Source organism: Bradyrhizobium sp. 27S5, from assembly GCF_037217225.1.
Lineage (GTDB): Bacteria > Pseudomonadota > Alphaproteobacteria > Rhizobiales > Xanthobacteraceae > Bradyrhizobium > Bradyrhizobium septentrionale.
Genome location: NZ_CP147714.1, coordinates 952,254 through 967,661, shown reverse-complemented (window position 1 = coordinate 967,661; position 15,408 = coordinate 952,254). Strand labels below are relative to the sequence as shown.

Here is a 15,408-nt window from a genome sequence, read left to right as displayed (position 1 = left end):
CGCATCCGCTCAATTTTTTTAGTGAAGGCTGATCCCCGCACAGCGGCATTCGCGCAGTTTCGCGGACGGAATCATGATGCGCACCCAGCAGGCGGTAGCGGCCGGCGGAGCTCAGGGGTACCTGCCGCCTGAGCATTTCGACCAGATTTTTTCGGCACATGGCACGATCATGATCTTCTTCGTGGCCATGCCGCTTGTGATCGGATTGATGAACTTCGCCGTCCCGCTGCAACTCGGCGCCCGCGATGTCGCGTTCCCAACGATGAACTCGATCAGCTTCTGGCTGACCGCGTCCGGTGTTCTCCTCCCGAACGTATCGCTGGCAGTCGGCGAGTTTGCAAAGACCGGCTGGTTTGCCTATCCGCCGTTGAGCGAGCTGCAATTCTCGCCGTGTGTCGGCGTCGACTATTACCTCTGGTCGCTGCAATTATCCGGGCTTGGGACATTGTTGAGCGGCGTCAATTTTGTCACGACGATTCTGAAGATGCGGGCTCCCGGAATGAGCTACATGCGCATGCCGGTTTTCTGCTGGACAGCGCTTGCATCGAATTTGCTGATGGTGGCCGCCTTTCCGGTGATCACCGCGCTGTTCGCAATGCTGCTCCTCGATCGTTACCTGGGCTTCCACTTCTTCACAGTGGACGCCGGCGGCAACGCGATGATGTATGTGAACCTGTTCTGGGTCTGGGGAAATCCCGAAGTCTACATCTTGGTTCTCCCGGCCTTCGGCATCTTTTCCGAGGTGACCGCCACTTTTTCGGGCAAGTCGCTGTTCGGCTATCGCTCGATGGTACTCGCGACCATGGCTATCTGTGTCCTCTCCTACACGGTCTGGCTCCATCATTTCTTCACCATGGGCGCCAGCGCGAGCGTCAACGCCTTCTTCGGCATCACGAGCATGATCATCGGCGTGCCGACCGGCGTCAAAGTCTTTAACTGGCTGTTTACAATGTACGGCGGGCGGGTCCGGTTCACGGTGCCGGTGTTATGGACGATCGGCTTCATGGTGTCGTTCGTCTTCGGTGGCCTGACTGGAGTGCTCCTGGCGTTGCCCCCGGTCGATTGGCAGGTCCATAATAGTGTCTTCCTGGTCGCCCATTTCCATCACGTCATCATCCCGGGCGTGCTGTTCGGGTGCATCGCTGGCTACAATTACTGGTTTCCCAAGGCGTTCGGCTTCAAGCTGGATGAGCGCTGGGGCAAGGCCGCCTTCTGGTGCTGGTTCATCGGCTTCCATCTCGCGTTCATGCCGCTCTACGTGACGGGGCTGATGGGCATGCCCCGCCGTCTGCAGCACTACGACGTCCTTTCTTGGCAGCCTTGGCTTTTGGTCGCCGAGGTAGGCGCACTCGTCTTCCTGACCGGAATCATCTGTCAGATCGTCCAGATCGTGGTGTCCATTCGTCACCGCGAGCAACTGCGCGACACGACGGGTGATCCGTGGAATGGCCGCACACTGGAATGGTCTACCGCGTCGCCGCCCCCGGCCTGGAATTTTGCGGTCCTGCCGCGCGTTGACGGACTCGATGCATTCTGGACGCAGAAGCAGCGCCTGCTAGCGAAGCAGGAGCTGCCCTTGCGGCAGCACGCTTACCAGCCGATCGAAGTCCCCAAGAACACTCCTGTCGGTTTCGTGACCGCGTTCTTTGCCGTAGTCACCGGCTTCGCCCTGATCTGGCACATCTGGTGGATGGCAGGCTTCGGAGTTCTTGGCGCGGCCGTGACGTTGCTCGCCTTCATGTTCCGCAGAAAGGACGAAGTCGAGATTTCCGCAGATGAGATCCGCCTGTTCGATCGCGCACACCCGGTGGAGGTATCGCCATGAACGTCGCAGTTGAGATGGATGCAGTCCGCCGAGGCGAACTGCTGAATGCAAGCGGAGCCGGGCCCGCGCCTAAGCGAGTGGTCGCAGGCTTCGGGTTCTGGATCTTCCTGCTGAGCGACATCGTGATGTTCTCGGCGCTGTTTGCGAGCTATGCCGTGCTCGCAAAAGCGAGTGCCGGCGGCCTCACCGGTGCTCAGCTGTTTGACCAGCGGAACGTTGCGATAGAAACCGCGCTTCTCCTGCTCTCCAGCTACACTTGCGGCATGATGTCGTTGGCCATCAATGCGCGGCGGTATCACGTCGTCTTTGTTGGCGCCCTGGCGACATTCCTGTTGGGAGCGGCATTTCTTTCGCTCGAGCTTCGCGAATTCCAAGGCATGATCGCGTTAGGAGCGACGCCGCAACGCAGCGCGTTCCTGTCCGCCTTCTTCACGCTGGTCGGCAGTCACGGGCTGCACGTGACGTTCGGACTGGCATGGCTGGCTCTCATGATGGTCCAGCTGTCATTGAGAGGTTTTCAGGACGTCGTGGTTCGCCGTCTGCACTGCTTCTCATTGTTCTGGCATGCGCTCGACATCATCTGGGTTCTGATCTTCACCGTTGTCTATCTGATGGGAGTCCTTCCATGACTGAAATGCGTTGGGATGTTGCACCGGAAGACAGGCCAGCGATCCCGGCCTCGGAGCAAAGAGCTTCTTCCGGCTTCCTTGTGTACACGATCGGTTTGCTACTGGCGGTGATCCTGACGGCCACATCCTTCTGGGTGGCAAACACCTCGGCGATCTGGGCGCCGGGCGTGCCGGCCGGACTCGCCGTCCTCGCCATCGCCCAGATGGGGGTGCACCTGGTCTTCTTTCTTCACATCACGACCGGGCCCGACAGCAGCCACAATGTCCTGGCGCTGGCGTTTGGCGTGCTTATCGTACGGATCGCTCGTGATCATGACCAATCTGAACGAGAACATGATGATGGGACATCCCGAGCTCATGAACCTGCAGATGCAACGCTGAAGATGGCTACATGACCCAACACGTACAACGCTTTGGAGAACGACGATGATAAAGCCGCTCTTGTTTTCCGCGACGGTCGCGGGCTGCCTCGCCCTGACTTCTGTCGCACAAGCCAGCTCGGCCTATGACGGATCCTGGGACCTCATTTTCGTGACGCAGAGAGGCGCATGCGATCCGACCTACAACTTCGCTGTCAACATCAGCAACGGAATCGTCACACATCCAAATCTGGTGCGGTTCAGCGGTTATGTGGCTCGCTCGGGTGCGGTCCGCGCTTCCGTGACCGTGCACGACAAGTACGCTTCCGGTTCGGGCAGGCTCGCAAGCAGTTCCGGCCGTGGCACGTGGAGTGGCCATTCGGGATCCGCGCGCTGCTCGGGCTACTGGACCGCGCAGCGGAACTAGCGCACAGCTACGGCGGATTGGCGCAAGTGATCCAGCCCGTAGGAAGGAGAAGCTCATGACGGCGATCGCGTGGTTTGATGATCTTTCCGTCGGAATGCAGTTCAAGTCGGGTGAAGCGCAGATCACCGCTTCAGAAATCAAGCGCTTCGCGGCCGAATTTGACCCGCAGCCGATGCATCTGGATGAAGAAGCGGCTAGCAGGACCTTCTTCAAGGGCCTTGCGGCATCCGGATGGCACACGGCCTCACTTGCAATGAGGTTGTTGGTGGAAAGCCGACCTTTCGGCGATCATCCGATCATCGGAATGGGAGGCGGCTTGCGCTGGCTGGCGCCAGTACGTCCCGGCGATGTGCTGCGCTTGGAAGGAGAGGTCGAAAGCCTTACCCCTTCGAAGAGCAAACCGCAGGGTACGGTGAATATGAAATGGACGATGTACAACCAGGATGGCCAAGCCGTCTATGAGTTCACTCCGATGACGATCGTCCCGCGCCGCCCGGCGCCGAAGGCGAATTGAAGCGCGTCGGTCCACGTCCAGCACGCCCAACGGCCTTGAGACCAGCGTCCGCAAGCCCGCTTGTCCGCCAGCCGTCCGTCCGAGTTGACCGCTACGAACCCTGCTGCCTGGGCGGCAGGCGCGCGCCCCTTTCAGTGACAACGAAGTTGCGGTCGAAATCGCTTAGGTCAAAAGCGGACTTCAGCAGCTCCGGTTACCGCAACCAACCGCTCATTACGTCCGCTTCAACAACCCGGGATCGACCGGCATCTTGCGCAGCCGCTTGCCTGTGGCCGCGAAGATCGCATTGCTGATCGCAGGCACGATGCCCGAGGTTCCGGTCTCGCCCATGCCGCCGGGCGGTTCGGTGCTCGGCACGATATGGACCTCGATGGCCGGCGCCTGATCGATCCGCAGCATTTGGTAGCTGTCGAAATTGGTCTGCTCGAGCTCGCCAAGAGCGCTTCCGGTGTCTGTCCGATTTGCACTCTACAGTGCGCGGGCGTTAGCAGCGGCATCAGAGAGCCTTTTGTTTGGCACGTAAGAGATTTAGATCAGCGCATCCCGGGCAGTTGGGCCATGCGCATATGGCGTCGAAACAAGTCAGCAGGAAACTCGTCAGCTACCACAAAAGCAGCGTCTTCCTGGTAAGTCACGCCATGGAAATGCCTATCTCGCTCAGCGGGGCTTGATCCCATGGCGGAGATCATCGAAGCACGTGCAGGAACCATGGTTGACAATGATAACAACAAGCGGCGTGGCCTCGTCGAGTTCAAGGACGGTTGCCGCAATGGCAAATTCGGAAAGACTAAGGCTTATGAGCTGATCGCCCACGAGAGGATCAGGGCATACAAGATGGGAGGCAAGACCATGATTGACCTCGAGAGCGTGGACGAATATCACGCTTCACTGCCACGGGTCGAAACGAGAGCGAGCTAGGCCGCCGATCTCCGAAGCGAGACAGCGGGCGCACTGGCGCGTGAGCTGTCGAGGCGATGCGACCAATGCTACGCTAAACGCACGTACTCGGCCCAATAGGCCGCAAGCTTATAGATACCGCAAGGCTTGTTCTTGTCGCCCTTGCCAAGCAAGCGCCTCACCACCTCGTCGCGCCGCCGCGCTTATTTCTCCGTGTCGTGAGCGCATTGGACATCTACTACGTCGCGCGATCAGCGCTTTTCGACGTCGGTCTTGTGCCAACCGCAACCGAGTTGACCGCCGAAGTCATCCAGTACGAAGTAAGTGTCTCGCTTGACATCGTCGGGGCTAATGGATCGGCTACGTATGACAAGACCCGTCCTTGACCTCCCGATATTGAGTTAGGTCGATCCCGCAGCAATTCGATCAGAGCCGGGTTCGATTCCGGTCGGACGACTGTGGTGACCGGAACGGCATGGGCCGTGCCTGCTGCCGCCGTGCCTGCTGACTGCCGAGGAGCTTGCTTTTATTTTTGCGAGCTAATACCGAGCATCACGTTGCTGGTATTTCTGCTGGTATCGGCAGCAATCGGCGACAAAAACAGTTTTAAATTCAATCGGTTATGGTATTAGGCGATTGCCGGCCAGGGGCACCACGCTTCGCCTTCGGGCTACGCGTGGCGCAGCCGCGCGATGGCCAGAAGGGCGAAGCGTGTCCGGCGAAGCTTGAGCAGCGCGAAAGCGAAGACGGACTGCCCCAAGCGAACTGCAGTAGCGCGCGCAGCCCGCGCCGCAATCCTGATCCGAAATCGTCAAGATGCGCGCCGCCGGCATTCTGCAAGCCGATCTCACGCAGCCCGGAAACAGCCGTCGTCGCTGACTGCGCGATATCCCAACGTGAGGATGTCGGCAGCGGAGCTATCAACCCTGGAGCTTGCCTGGGTGGGATCGTTCCGCCATCATCCCCGGAGGAGCGTCTGGAAAGCAGGAAGAGATCATGACCACCTATGTCGGCACCCTGGGCGATGACAGCCATACCGGCAACGAAGACGTCATGTATGGCCTGGATGGCGCCGACACCCTCAACGGCAACGCCACCACCGGAGGCGGACAAACGCTCTATGGTGGTGAGGGGAATGACAGCCTTTCCGGAGGGAGCCCCACGGGCCCAGGCATAAGAATCTACGGCGGGGGTGGAAACGATACTCTCTCGGGTATCGGTGCATTCTACGGCGACGGGGGCAACGATTCGATTACCGCAACCGGTCAAGGCGGCGCTTTCGGAGGCGATGGAAACGACACCATCAATACATCTCTGAGCGGCTTTTATGGCGGGGTTGCCTACGGCGGTACCGGGGATGACCTGCTGACCGGAACCGTTCTGTATTGGGATGGCGGCGACGGAAACGACAGCCTGTTTGGCGGCTACGCAGCCATTGGCGATACGACATTTGCATTCGGTGGCAATGGCAACGATCTCATCGTGCTGACTGGCACCAACGGCACAGGCGGATCAGCGATCTACGGCGGCCTGGGCGATGACAGCGTCTACGGCGGGGGCGCGCAAGACACCATCGTCGGGGACGCCGGCGTGGATCTTCTGGAAGGCGGCGGCGGGGATGACTGGATCTATCTGCCGACTGGCGGTGGAAACGCCTACGGCGGCACCGGCAACGATGTGCTGATCGGTTCGCAAGTCAACGACGTACTCAACGGCGATGACGGCAATGACGTGCTCTACGGTTACGGCGGCAATGACTACCTCTATGGCGGCGCCGGCAACAACACGCTGTACGGCGGTGATGGCTCGGACATCCTGCTCGGAAGCGTCGGCAACGACTATTTCGACGGCGGCATGGGGGTGAACTACTATTTCGGCGGCGGCGGCAGCAACACGTTCGTCTCCAATGACGTGCCCAGCGTGCAGGTGGTTCAGGATTGGAATGGCGCGACCGACGTCGTGCAACTCAATGGCTCCGGCTTCAGCTTCTTTGCCGACGTGCTGTCGCACTCCTACCAAAACGGCGCCTACTTCGTTGTCCAGGTCGACGGCGACACCGCGGTCTGGCTCAACGGCGCCACGGCAGGCACGCTCACGGCGGCGAACTTCTTGATCGTCAGTTGATCTGCCGGAGCGAACCGGCGGGCCGCGATCGAAGCGACATCGACGACAATGAAGCGAACGAGGCCGCCAACCGAGGCGGCCCCTGATCGTTTGACTGTTGCTGCGTGTGGCGCGACCAAGCGGCTTAAGCTAGAGCTTCGATTCTGATTGAATCAGAACCGAAACTCTAGCCTGTTGTATTGACGCGTTTTCTTCACGCGAACCGGCGTCCACTTCGCTCGAAAACGCTCTAGCGCGCCAGCGCAGCGATCAACTCGACCTCGATCGCTGCGTTGCGCGGCAGCTGCGCGACGCCGACGCTCGTCCTGGGGTGCAGTCCGCGCTCGGGACCGAACAGCTCCATGATGAGCTCCGACGCGCCGTCGGCGACTGCCGTCTGACCGCTGAAATCCGCGGCGCTGTGCACGAACACGGTGAGCTTCAAGATCTGCGCGACATTGTCGAGCGACCCCAGATGTGCCTTGATCGCGGCCAGTCCGCGGATCAGCGCCAGCCGCGCACCCCGCTTGGCGTCTTCCAAGGTGACATCACGACCGACCTGGCCGACGACATGCACCTTGTCACCATCGCGCGGAAGTTGGCCGCTGACATAGATCGTGTCGCCGTGGACCACCACCGGTGCATAGGCGCCGCCGGCCGCCGCCGACATCGGCAGCTCGATGTTGAGTTCGTGCAGACGTTGTTCGAGCTTCACGGTTGCTTGCCAGCGAACTGGCCCTCTTCTCGGATCGCGGCGTGACCTCCGCCGGGCGCCCCTGATAGCCGAGTTCGGCGTGAAGCGGTACCGAGATCATGCTCTCGGAGCAATTGCGCCGGCGGCTCAGCTCCTGCCGGCCGCGCCCAGCGTCGTCGCGATCAGATCGCTTGCCATGGGGCAGTGTCAGCAGCCGCGGCAGATGGTCTTGAGCTTGGCGTTCAGTTTTGCATTTTCATCAGCAAGCATCTCGACGACGCTGCCACGCTTGGCCGACGGATCCGATAAGGCGGTCTTGCCCTTGTCCGGACTTCCACCCGTGATCGCGGCGGCCTTGTCATAGCAGGCCAGCCGGTCATTGGAATTGCTGATCGCCGAGCATCCGGACGTTTGAGCGGCGGCGCCGTGGCAAGCAATAGCCTGGCAGGCAAGGATGAGAACCGCCGCGAGGGGAATAAACTTCATCTGAAAATCTCCGTCGGACATCATCTGCCAGCGATCGGGGCTGCACGTTGCGACACGCGTCGAGCCAGCCCGCAAGGCGTCAGTGACCTTCCTCATAGGGACGACCGACCAACGACCCGTTGCGTAACATACCCGGCCGAGATCGAGGAAGAATATTTGCCGCGATCTGACGCCGCGCTGCGCGCCAGGTCAGTTGCGAAGCGGAACTCCGCTTATGAAGTGTTTCACCCGGGAGACGACGCCTGGCGGGGATTGTCATGGACCGCTAAAGCGGCGGTTTGAAGGACAGCTGCGAAGGATCCGGGTTGGGCACCACGCTTCGCCCTGTCGGGCTACGCGTGGCGCGGCCGCGGCGCGATGGCAGACGCCTCAGCGTCGTCCAAGGCTCCTCAGATACGCGCAGAACATGTCGGCCATGGCGTCGGCGCAGGTCTCGATCTCCGCCTGCGTTCGCGGGCTTTCCGAAAAATCCTTGCCGACCGTGCTCAGCGTCGTCGCGATCAGATCGCCGGCCATCGCGCGCACCGCGTCGGACGCCTTCGGCAAGGCCGCGCGCATGAAGGTCTCGACGATGCGCTCGCCCGACGTCCGCGCCTCGCGCGCTTCCGGCGCATCGCGATAGAGCGGCGCGGCGTCACCAAGCGCGACGCGCACCGCGGCCTCCTCGCATTCCGAGCGGACGAAGGCGTGCACCAGCGTGCGCAGCCGGTCGAGTGGCGGCCGTTTTGCGTCCTCGAGGATGTCGCGCAGCAGGGTCGTGGTCTGCCGCCATTCGTCGCTCTGCAGCCGGAACAGGATCGCCGCCTTGTTCGGAAAATACTGGTACAGCGAGCCGACGCTGACGCCGGCCCTCTCGGCCACCCGCGCCGTGGTGAAACGCTGCGCCCCCTCCTTGGTCAAAACCTGAACAGCGGCATCGAGAATCGCCGCGACGAGCTCGGCCGAGCGGGCCTGTTGCGGTTGTTTTCGCGAGGAAATTGAAGAGCTTCGACGCTCGGTCATGAACGCTCTGGGGAATGCGATTAGCGAATGCGAATAATTATTCGTATTTCTGACGAGGCGCAAGAACGCGCCGCTTTCAGACCGAGAGACCCGATATGACCACCCTCATTTCACCTGAGCTCGCGGGCCTGTTCGATCGCCTGTTCGAGCAGGCTTCCGCCGCGCAGGAAGAAACCCAGCTCGCGGTGGCCGACCTCACCGACGAGGAGCGGACGCGCCTGATGCGGAGCAAGACCGATTACCGCGCGCTCTATAGCCGCCTCAACAACGTGCCGCTCGCGGTCTCGCGCGAGACCGGCGCGCTGCTCTACATGCTGGCGCGCGGCAGCGGCGCGCGCAGCATCGTCGAGTTCGGCACCTCGTTCGGTATCTCGACCCTGCATCTTGCCGCCGCGCTGCGCGACAATGGCGGCGGGCGGCTGATCACCAGCGAGTTCGAATCGTCCAAGGTGGCGCACGCCCGGGACAATCTCGTCGCCGGCGGCCTCTACGACCTGATCGAGATCCGCGAGGGCGACGCACTCCGGACGTTGCGCACCGATCTGCCTGATACGATCGACCTCGTGCTGCTCGACGGCGCCAAGGCGCTCTATCCCGAGATCCTCGATCTCGTCGAGAGCCGCCTCAGGCCGGGCGCCTTCGTGGTCGCCGACAACGCCGATGACAGCCCCGACTATCTGGCGCGCGTGCGCTCGCCGGCAAGCGGTTATCTGTCGGTGCCGTTCGGCGGCGACGTCGAGCTGTCGATGCGGCTTGGCTGAGGCGGAGGCCCCGGCGGCTCGTCGGGCCCCTTGATCTGGTCGATGATTGCGGACAGCCGCGCCCGCTTCGCGGCGTCCTCAACATACAAGACGCTGGCCCTGAGATCGCGAAGAACGCTGCGCACTTTCCATTTCACCTGACCCTCGGCAATCACCTCGGTGGCGAGTTTGTCAGCCTTGTCGGGATCGCCGAGATCGAAGGCCGCGGCAAGCAGCGTCGGGCGCAGCCATTCGTCAGCGACATTCAGCCGCCGGGCACGCTCGCACGCGGCGATCGCAAGCCTCACCGTCGCCTGCGCGCGATCCTCGTCACCTTCCGTGCCGCGCGCACGATAGAGACGGGGCAGGTTGCTGGAGCAATAATAGGCGTTGAGATCGAGATCCATTCCCTGTTCGTAATACTTGATGGCCTCGGCAAGATACGTGACTCGTTCGTTGGCCGCAGCATCGTCAGCGAGACGCTTGTAACGGCCGCCCATCAGACCCAGGCGCTCGGGCGTCGGTCCCGCGAGGTCGATCAACGTTTCAAGCTCGGCGATGGCCTCGATGTGGTTTCCCACCTGGGCCCCCGCAAATGCGCGGTTCTCCTTTACTTCGGGCTCGTCAGCAAAGCAGTCCGGAAGGTTCTGCGTGAAGTCGAGCATAACATTCCAGTCGTCAGTATCGATGACGCAATCGCGCAGCAGCAACAACAGAGCGAGGGCCTTCGCATAGCTTGCAGGCGGATTTCCCTCAGCGGCGATCAACGCCTGCGCCCGCTTCATGCGCTCAGCCGCGGGCGCCGCGCGCACGGCCCGTACCTTGGTCTGGAATGCGGCTTGCTCCGCAAGCTGGCCCCGCGTCGTTACAGCCTTGCGTGGATCGACTTTGTCGGGATAGCCCGGGATCGATTGGTGCATCGGCGAGATGCCGTTACGGCGGAATTCGATTTCCCCCTTGATCGACGCCTGGAACGCCGCGGCGGTGGCGGGGTTGATGTCACCTTCGGACAGCGGATAGCGGACAGTCCGCATCTGCGCGACATCGAACAATTGCTTCGACCATTCCGCCGCGAGGAGGACGCACCCGGTCTTCTGAGCGGCGTGGCGGATCCCGACTTCATAATAGACGTTTCCGTTCGGAATCGTCATGTCGGCCAGCACGAGATCGGCGAAGTATAGGCGCTCCAGCATTTCGCTGATGATCAAAGCGCTCGTGTCCTGGTCCGCGCGCACCGGCTCGTAGCCCAGATCCTTGATAACCGGAACGTAGCCGCGATCCCAAAGCGCATTGAAATCGATCTCGGCCGGTCCGCGGCCCGAGTCATTCTGCGTCGCCCTGCGGCCGTAAGGCATGATCATGAAACACGACGGCATCTTGCAAATCCTTCAGTCCCATAATTTTCGTGTATCCAGCCAGTAAATCCACGTCGTCCTGCGCCCCGCCTCCTCCATCAGGTGCTTGGCGCCGCCAGGGCCGTCGCCGCCCTCGCCGTTCCACAGGCAGATGAAGGCGATCCTTTCGCCGCCATATCGCGCGGCCTGCTCCAGCATCCATTGATTGTCGCGCTCATAGGCGTTCTCGCCGGCCGGCAGCGGCCCCAGCTCGTCGGGCATGACGTGGAGCGTCGCGCGCGATTTGGCCGCGAAATAGCGCGCGCGCCAGTTGCCGCCGGCGAAATCCACCGAACCGGCAAGGAAGGTCGGCTCGTCGAACGGAATATAGATCTCAAGCCGCATGCCCCGCGCCAGAGCAGCTTCCGCAAACAGCAGGTCACCGCCGCAAGCGCCGCCGCAGATGGCAAGATCGCCTTCGGCCGCGCCAATCCGCGAAAGCGCATCGGCGATTGCAGCGGCGGCTGCCGGCTCCTTGTCCGGCGGAAAGCGGGGCGTTTTTCGATCTCGCGCATCGATCATGTGACCGCTGAAGAGAACCACCTTGTTCGGTGATCTGGCATCCGGCTCTGTGGTCATCGCGACACCTCGACTAAATGATTGGATCATTGTGTCTCGGTGGCGAACTTAGCTGAAGGCGATTTGGTTGTCGAAACTGGGATTTACGTGTTGAGAAGCCGCTCCGCGCGGCATCATTTGATATCGAAGGCCGGCGGGAAGTGATCCGGCTTGACCTGCCTGATTGCTGCGAGTCGTCCGATGTCGGCGAGCTCGTCCATGTTGTTCGGGTTGTCCATCGCCGCGATCTTCACCAGCGCGTCCGGCGTCCGGTCGATGGCGACCGTCTTCTTCAACCAGTCGGTTTCCAGCAGCACGTTGTAGCGCGCATAGGTCGCGAGTTGCGGCCCGCTCTGGCTGTCGGCCACCATGTCTTCTACCGCGCGATCGATCATCCACGGCGTCAGGCAGTTCGTCAGCCATTGCAGCATGCCGTGATTATGCCGTCCGCAATCATCCATGAGCGATTGCAGCGACCGCACGGCCTGCTCCGCCGCCGGCATGTGGACGATCTCGTCCGTCGAGAATGTCGATTTGAACACGCCCGTACCGGCCGAGATCAGCAGGAGATTGTCCTTGCCGGTATGCCAGCGAAAGCCATGGCCATGGAGTGCCGCGAGCATCAGGAGTTGCAGGGCCGGATCGTTGAACGGGCTGACGCCGCCGTCGACGAAGGCGCCGCTGACCGTGCTGCCGTTGCGCGCCGAGATCGTGATCTTCTGCGGTTCGAAATAGGTTGGCGCCGCGGTGCTGGCGCGAACCACCTCGGTCAGCCGCAACGCGCCGTCCTGCTTTGCGTAGGGCGCGCCCGGATGGTTATGCAGCGGCCAGGGACTGCCGGTATCGAGCCGTTTGGTCATGATCATCAACCCGGTGCGGATGCGATCGCCGCCGAGCGCCGTGTCGGCGCCGAGCTGCGCGTCGAGCGCGCGCTGCAAGGCGTCGGCTTTGAATTTTGGCGCCAGCAGCCCGCGCCGCCAGAACGAACCCTGGAAGATGTCGGTGCCGATCCCGCGATAAAGCTTCTTCAAGGCGTCGACCGTCATCCCGCAGGCCAGTCCGGCCGCGATGATCGATCCCGTCGAGGTGCCGCCAATCAGATCGAAATAGTCGCACAGCAGCAGATCGTCCTTGCCGTACCGCTTGCGCAACATCGCTTCGACCGCGGCGAGATATTCGAGCGTCAGAATGCCGCGAATGCCGCCGCCATCGAGAGCCAGGATCCGCTTCGGTCCGGCGTCGCGATCGAAATGCTGCTGCTTGGTCTTCGGCATAATTGCCCCGCGGAACCATGACGTCATGAAATGAAGCGATGCACCCAACTCGGCGCATCGGCTTGCTTACAATCTTAGTCATTCGATGCCGGGGCCGGACAATTTCGCGCGCCGGCTCTCCGCGGCAGTCAGCTTGCACGCGATACACCCTAAGGTATAGTGAGATATTTCACTGGCAGACGGTTTTCTTTTTCTTGCCCGGCGATCGCGGATTTCAAAGACGGGATATCATTCCGTCCGCGGCGGGCCGCGGAATTTGGCCGACGAAGATGCGGCCGGCCGTCGCATAACATTCATGCAGATCGGGTTGTGCCATGCCGGATGATTTCTCGGTCTTTCTCAGCCATCGCGCCGAAGACAGATATCTCGCGCGCCTGCTCAAGGCGCGGCTCGAATATCTCAGCAGCCTCGACCGCCAGCGTCCGGTGGAGTGCTATGTGTGCGAGGAAATCCCGGGCGGCGCGGAGTGGCGCCAATGGATGATCGACAACACGGCCAGGGCCGACTGCCTGATCTTCATCCACACCAATGCCGAGCACAATTGGACCTGGTGCGCGTCGGAGATTTCGCAGTTCGACGGCTACAAGCGCGCGCTGAAGCTGATGTCGAAAGTGCTGTGGTTCTCGGTCGATAGTTCGCCGTCGTTTCCGATGCTGGCGGAGAACGAGTTCTACGGCATCGGCGAAGACGATGTGCGGCGGTTTCTCGAGGATCTGTTCGTGAAGCCGACCTTCGGTAACGTCCCGCTCAGGCCGCGACTGAATGCCAACCACGCCCGCGAGTTCAACGATGCGGCGAAGGACATTCACGCGCAGTTCATGCAGATCACCCGTCCGGAGGAGCTGTTTCGGCTGCGACTTCGCATCGTGTTCAGCGACGAGCTGTCATTCCGGCAAAAGGCCGATTCGCTGGCGCCGCTCGCCCCTGCGGACCGCGCGCGCGGATTCCTGAAGGATGCCAGGCTTGAGGCGGATGCCGCCACCGTCACGCTGCTGTCCGGTCCCGATACGGCGGAGCTCGACTGGGAGGACCTGCTCCGCGCGCAAAACCGCTACGACAGCGGCGCCTGGCTCGACGAACTGACCAACTATGTCGCGAACTCGTTCGCCGACGTCGATATCGCAAGCCGGCGGAGCCGTGAACAGGTGCTGAGCCCAATATTCCGCGACCTGAAGCTTTATCAGCCGGTCATTGCCCGGCTCGAATATCTCGACAACACGCCGTTCTCGGTCGTCCTCATCTTCGTCCCGATGCCGCCCTTCAGCGAGGATCCCCGCCTGATGGTCGCGCAGAACATGCCAAAGGACATCGTCTTCCTGTCGATCCTGCTGCGGCTGGCAAGGCGCTTCCGCTGGTCGTTTCTCGAACCCTTGTACAACGCGGTCGAGGGCATGGACGATGACGTCAACGCCAAGCGATGGGACGATCTGCTCGAGCGCTACCATGAATGCCTGGAGAATCTGGATTCGATCCTGCGGCAGAGCAATATGCGGGAACTCGAAACCGTCGGCGACATCAAGTCGGCGATCAACATCTCCGACGATGCGCTGCTGAAGGAGATGTTCAAGGATTGGGGGACGTTTCAGACCCGGCTCGCGCAGGCCGTCGAGAAGAGGTCGCCAGGCGATATCAGGCAGACGCTGGAGCCCTGGCTGAAGCGCAACAAGGATTTCATGAAACAGCTGCTTGTCGAAACCCAGGGCAGGGTCGAGAAACTGCGGCCGATGTAATAAACCCGCGAAGCTGGAGCAAAGGTCCGGTTCGACCGGACCCGGCACTCAGATCATCGCGGCGACCCGTTCGAGTCCGATCAGGCGGGCCAGCGAGCGCACTTCGTTCTTCTGGTCCTCGCGGAGCTGGAACAGCAGCGGCATCGCCGCCGACTTCAGCTGCTGGACTTCGTCGGAATCGGGATCGATCGGCATAGTGCCCGCCGCAGGATCGCCCTGGCGCTTGGCGTGGATCTTGCGCGCCACGGCACGCAGCGCGGTCTCGACCGCCGGCCAGTAATATTCCTGCGACGACGACAGCTTGAGGCGGTCTTTGATGCCAGCGATCTGCGCGTCGCTGAGCAGCGCGTAGCTCTTCTGCGGCGCCGGCCTGGCGGCGGCCTTGGGCTTCGGTGCGGCGGCCGGCTCGGCGGCCTTCGGCTGAGCCGCATCGACCGGGTCGGTGAGCTTCGGCAGGCCGATATCGGCCGGCTCGGCGGAGGCATAGGCTTGGCGCACCGTGTCGGTCGCGCCCGGGATCGCGGCCTGCGCCCGCAGCAGGAGCGGCGACGGATTGGCAGGAGGCTCAGTCGGCTGGGGCGCATCAAAGGCGGCAGTGGCAAGCGTCGTGACCGCGAGCTTATCCTGTTTGCTGGCGCGGTTGGCGACCGGGCCGATGTCAGCCTGCGCCGCCGGCAGGCTGTCGCGGCCCAAAATGGCTGTGATCGCAGCGCCGGCAAGGAGGAAACATGTCAGCGCGGCGAGGGTGATGGCTCTGGTCAAAAATTACTCCATTC

Annotated in this window: 16 protein-coding genes and 1 pseudogene; 9 read left to right on the top strand and 8 right to left on the bottom strand. The window is 61.9% G+C overall.

Annotation, left to right across the window (positions count from 1 at the left end):
- Positions 1-52: 52 nt before the first annotated feature.
- From WDM24_RS04655 to WDM24_RS04635, 5 genes and pseudogenes are all read left to right on the top strand, one after another.
- Positions 53-1,825, top strand: a pseudogene (locus WDM24_RS04655) (cbb3-type cytochrome c oxidase subunit I); the annotation flags it as partial.
- Positions 1,826-1,839: 14 nt separating this feature from the next.
- Positions 1,840-2,454: a cytochrome (ubi)quinol oxidase subunit III gene (locus WDM24_RS04650; protein ID WP_338832581.1), complete on the top strand. Its 615-nt coding sequence runs from the start codon at positions 1,840-1,842 to the stop codon at positions 2,452-2,454.
- Positions 2,451-2,849 carry a cytochrome o ubiquinol oxidase subunit IV gene (locus WDM24_RS04645; RefSeq protein ID WP_414645682.1) on the top strand — a complete coding sequence of 133 codons (399 nt, stop codon included), beginning with the start codon at positions 2,451-2,453 and terminating at the stop codon, positions 2,847-2,849. Before WDM24_RS04650 ends, WDM24_RS04645 begins: the two co-directional genes overlap by 4 nt.
- 31 nt (positions 2,850-2,880) lie before the next feature.
- A complete protein-coding gene (locus tag WDM24_RS04640; RefSeq protein WP_338830596.1) occupies positions 2,881-3,240 on the top strand; it encodes a hypothetical protein in 360 nt (119 codons plus the stop codon).
- Between the two features lie 55 nt (positions 3,241-3,295).
- Positions 3,296-3,754: a MaoC family dehydratase gene (locus WDM24_RS04635; RefSeq protein WP_338695640.1), complete on the top strand. Its 459-nt coding sequence runs from the start codon at positions 3,296-3,298 to the stop codon at positions 3,752-3,754.
- A 213-nt stretch (positions 3,755-3,967) separates the two neighbouring features.
- On the opposite strand, the gene WDM24_RS04630 is transcribed toward WDM24_RS04635, so the two are convergent.
- On the bottom strand, positions 3,968-4,153 hold the full coding sequence (locus WDM24_RS04630) for a hypothetical protein (RefSeq protein ID WP_338695638.1): 186 nt from the start codon (positions 4,151-4,153) through the stop codon (positions 3,968-3,970).
- 276 nt (positions 4,154-4,429) lie between these two features.
- Here WDM24_RS04630 and WDM24_RS04625 point away from each other — a divergent pair, with 276 nt between their 5' ends.
- The gene (locus WDM24_RS04625) at positions 4,430-4,672 is read left to right on the top strand and encodes a hypothetical protein (protein WP_338830595.1); all 243 of its coding nucleotides are present in this window, start codon (positions 4,430-4,432) and stop codon (positions 4,670-4,672) included.
- A 975-nt stretch (positions 4,673-5,647) separates the two neighbouring features.
- Entirely contained in the window at positions 5,648-6,775 is a 1,128-nt protein-coding gene (locus tag WDM24_RS04620) for a calcium-binding protein (RefSeq protein ID WP_338830594.1), read from the top strand.
- A gap of 229 nt (positions 6,776-7,004) precedes the next feature.
- Here WDM24_RS04620 and WDM24_RS04615 read toward each other — a convergent pair whose 3' ends face one another.
- From WDM24_RS04615 to WDM24_RS04605, 3 genes are all read right to left on the bottom strand, one after another.
- Positions 7,005-7,469, bottom strand: coding sequence for a RidA family protein (locus tag WDM24_RS04615; protein ID WP_338830593.1), 465 nt, complete (start codon positions 7,467-7,469; stop codon positions 7,005-7,007).
- A gap of 186 nt (positions 7,470-7,655) precedes the next feature.
- A complete protein-coding gene (locus tag WDM24_RS04610) occupies positions 7,656-7,958 on the bottom strand; it encodes a hypothetical protein (RefSeq protein ID WP_338695627.1) in 303 nt (100 codons plus the stop codon).
- A gap of 345 nt (positions 7,959-8,303) precedes the next feature.
- Complete coding sequence (locus tag WDM24_RS04605) at positions 8,304-8,936, bottom strand: TetR family transcriptional regulator (RefSeq protein ID WP_338695625.1); 633 nt, start codon at positions 8,934-8,936, stop codon at positions 8,304-8,306.
- A gap of 95 nt (positions 8,937-9,031) precedes the next feature.
- Here WDM24_RS04605 and WDM24_RS04600 point away from each other — a divergent pair, with 95 nt between their 5' ends.
- Positions 9,032-9,697, top strand: coding sequence for an O-methyltransferase (locus WDM24_RS04600; protein ID WP_338830592.1), 666 nt, complete (start codon positions 9,032-9,034; stop codon positions 9,695-9,697).
- Here WDM24_RS04600 and WDM24_RS04595 read toward each other — a convergent pair.
- The 3 genes from WDM24_RS04595 to WDM24_RS04585 all read right to left on the bottom strand — a co-directional run bounded on the left by WDM24_RS04595 (position 9,643) and on the right by WDM24_RS04585 (position 12,902).
- On the bottom strand, positions 9,643-11,031 hold the full coding sequence (locus WDM24_RS04595; RefSeq protein ID WP_338830591.1) for a TRAFs-binding domain-containing protein: 1,389 nt from the start codon (positions 11,029-11,031) through the stop codon (positions 9,643-9,645). The genes WDM24_RS04600 and WDM24_RS04595 overlap by 55 nt on opposite strands.
- Before the next feature lie 33 nt (positions 11,032-11,064).
- Positions 11,065-11,649, bottom strand: coding sequence for a hypothetical protein (locus WDM24_RS04590; RefSeq protein WP_338695619.1), 585 nt, complete (start codon positions 11,647-11,649; stop codon positions 11,065-11,067).
- A gap of 113 nt (positions 11,650-11,762) precedes the next feature.
- Entirely contained in the window at positions 11,763-12,902 is a 1,140-nt protein-coding gene (locus WDM24_RS04585) for a patatin-like phospholipase family protein (RefSeq protein WP_338830590.1), read from the bottom strand.
- A 314-nt stretch (positions 12,903-13,216) separates the two neighbouring features.
- Between WDM24_RS04585 and WDM24_RS04580 the strand changes: the two genes are divergently transcribed.
- The gene (locus WDM24_RS04580) at positions 13,217-14,632 is read left to right on the top strand and encodes a toll/interleukin-1 receptor domain-containing protein (protein ID WP_338830589.1); all 1,416 of its coding nucleotides are present in this window, start codon (positions 13,217-13,219) and stop codon (positions 14,630-14,632) included.
- 48 nt (positions 14,633-14,680) lie between these two features.
- Here the strand turns inward: WDM24_RS04580 and WDM24_RS04575 are convergent, their stop codons facing one another.
- A complete protein-coding gene (locus WDM24_RS04575; protein WP_338830588.1) occupies positions 14,681-15,394 on the bottom strand; it encodes a hypothetical protein in 714 nt (237 codons plus the stop codon).
- Positions 15,395-15,408 lie beyond the last annotated feature (14 nt).

What these genes read in the sequence shown, in the direction of transcription:
- WDM24_RS04650 (WP_338832581.1), top strand. Translation starts at nt 1,840, where the DNA reads ATGGATGCAGTCCGCCGAGGCGAACTGCTGAATGCAAGCGGAGCCGGG.
- WDM24_RS04580 (WP_338830589.1), top strand. Translation starts at nt 13,217, where the DNA reads ATGCCGGATGATTTCTCGGTCTTTCTCAGCCATCGCGCCGAAGACAGA.
- WDM24_RS04590 (WP_338695619.1), bottom strand. Translation starts at nt 11,649, where the DNA reads ATGACCACAGAGCCGGATGCCAGATCACCGAACAAGGTGGTTCTCTTC.
- WDM24_RS04620 (WP_338830594.1), top strand. Translation starts at nt 5,648, where the DNA reads ATGACCACCTATGTCGGCACCCTGGGCGATGACAGCCATACCGGCAAC.
- WDM24_RS04640 (WP_338830596.1), top strand. Translation starts at nt 2,881, where the DNA reads ATGATAAAGCCGCTCTTGTTTTCCGCGACGGTCGCGGGCTGCCTCGCC.
- WDM24_RS04605 (WP_338695625.1), bottom strand. Translation starts at nt 8,936, where the DNA reads ATGACCGAGCGTCGAAGCTCTTCAATTTCCTCGCGAAAACAACCGCAA.
- WDM24_RS04625 (WP_338830595.1), top strand. Translation starts at nt 4,430, where the DNA reads ATGGCGGAGATCATCGAAGCACGTGCAGGAACCATGGTTGACAATGAT.
- WDM24_RS04635 (WP_338695640.1), top strand. Translation starts at nt 3,296, where the DNA reads ATGACGGCGATCGCGTGGTTTGATGATCTTTCCGTCGGAATGCAGTTC.
- WDM24_RS04630 (WP_338695638.1), bottom strand. Translation starts at nt 4,153, where the DNA reads ATGCTGCGGATCGATCAGGCGCCGGCCATCGAGGTCCATATCGTGCCG.
- WDM24_RS04600 (WP_338830592.1), top strand. Translation starts at nt 9,032, where the DNA reads ATGACCACCCTCATTTCACCTGAGCTCGCGGGCCTGTTCGATCGCCTG.
- WDM24_RS04585 (WP_338830590.1), bottom strand. Translation starts at nt 12,902, where the DNA reads ATGCCGAAGACCAAGCAGCAGCATTTCGATCGCGACGCCGGACCGAAG.
- WDM24_RS04610 (WP_338695627.1), bottom strand. Translation starts at nt 7,958, where the DNA reads ATGATGTCCGACGGAGATTTTCAGATGAAGTTTATTCCCCTCGCGGCG.
- WDM24_RS04595 (WP_338830591.1), bottom strand. Translation starts at nt 11,031, where the DNA reads ATGCCTTACGGCCGCAGGGCGACGCAGAATGACTCGGGCCGCGGACCG.
- WDM24_RS04645 (WP_414645682.1), top strand. Translation starts at nt 2,451, where the DNA reads ATGACTGAAATGCGTTGGGATGTTGCACCGGAAGACAGGCCAGCGATC.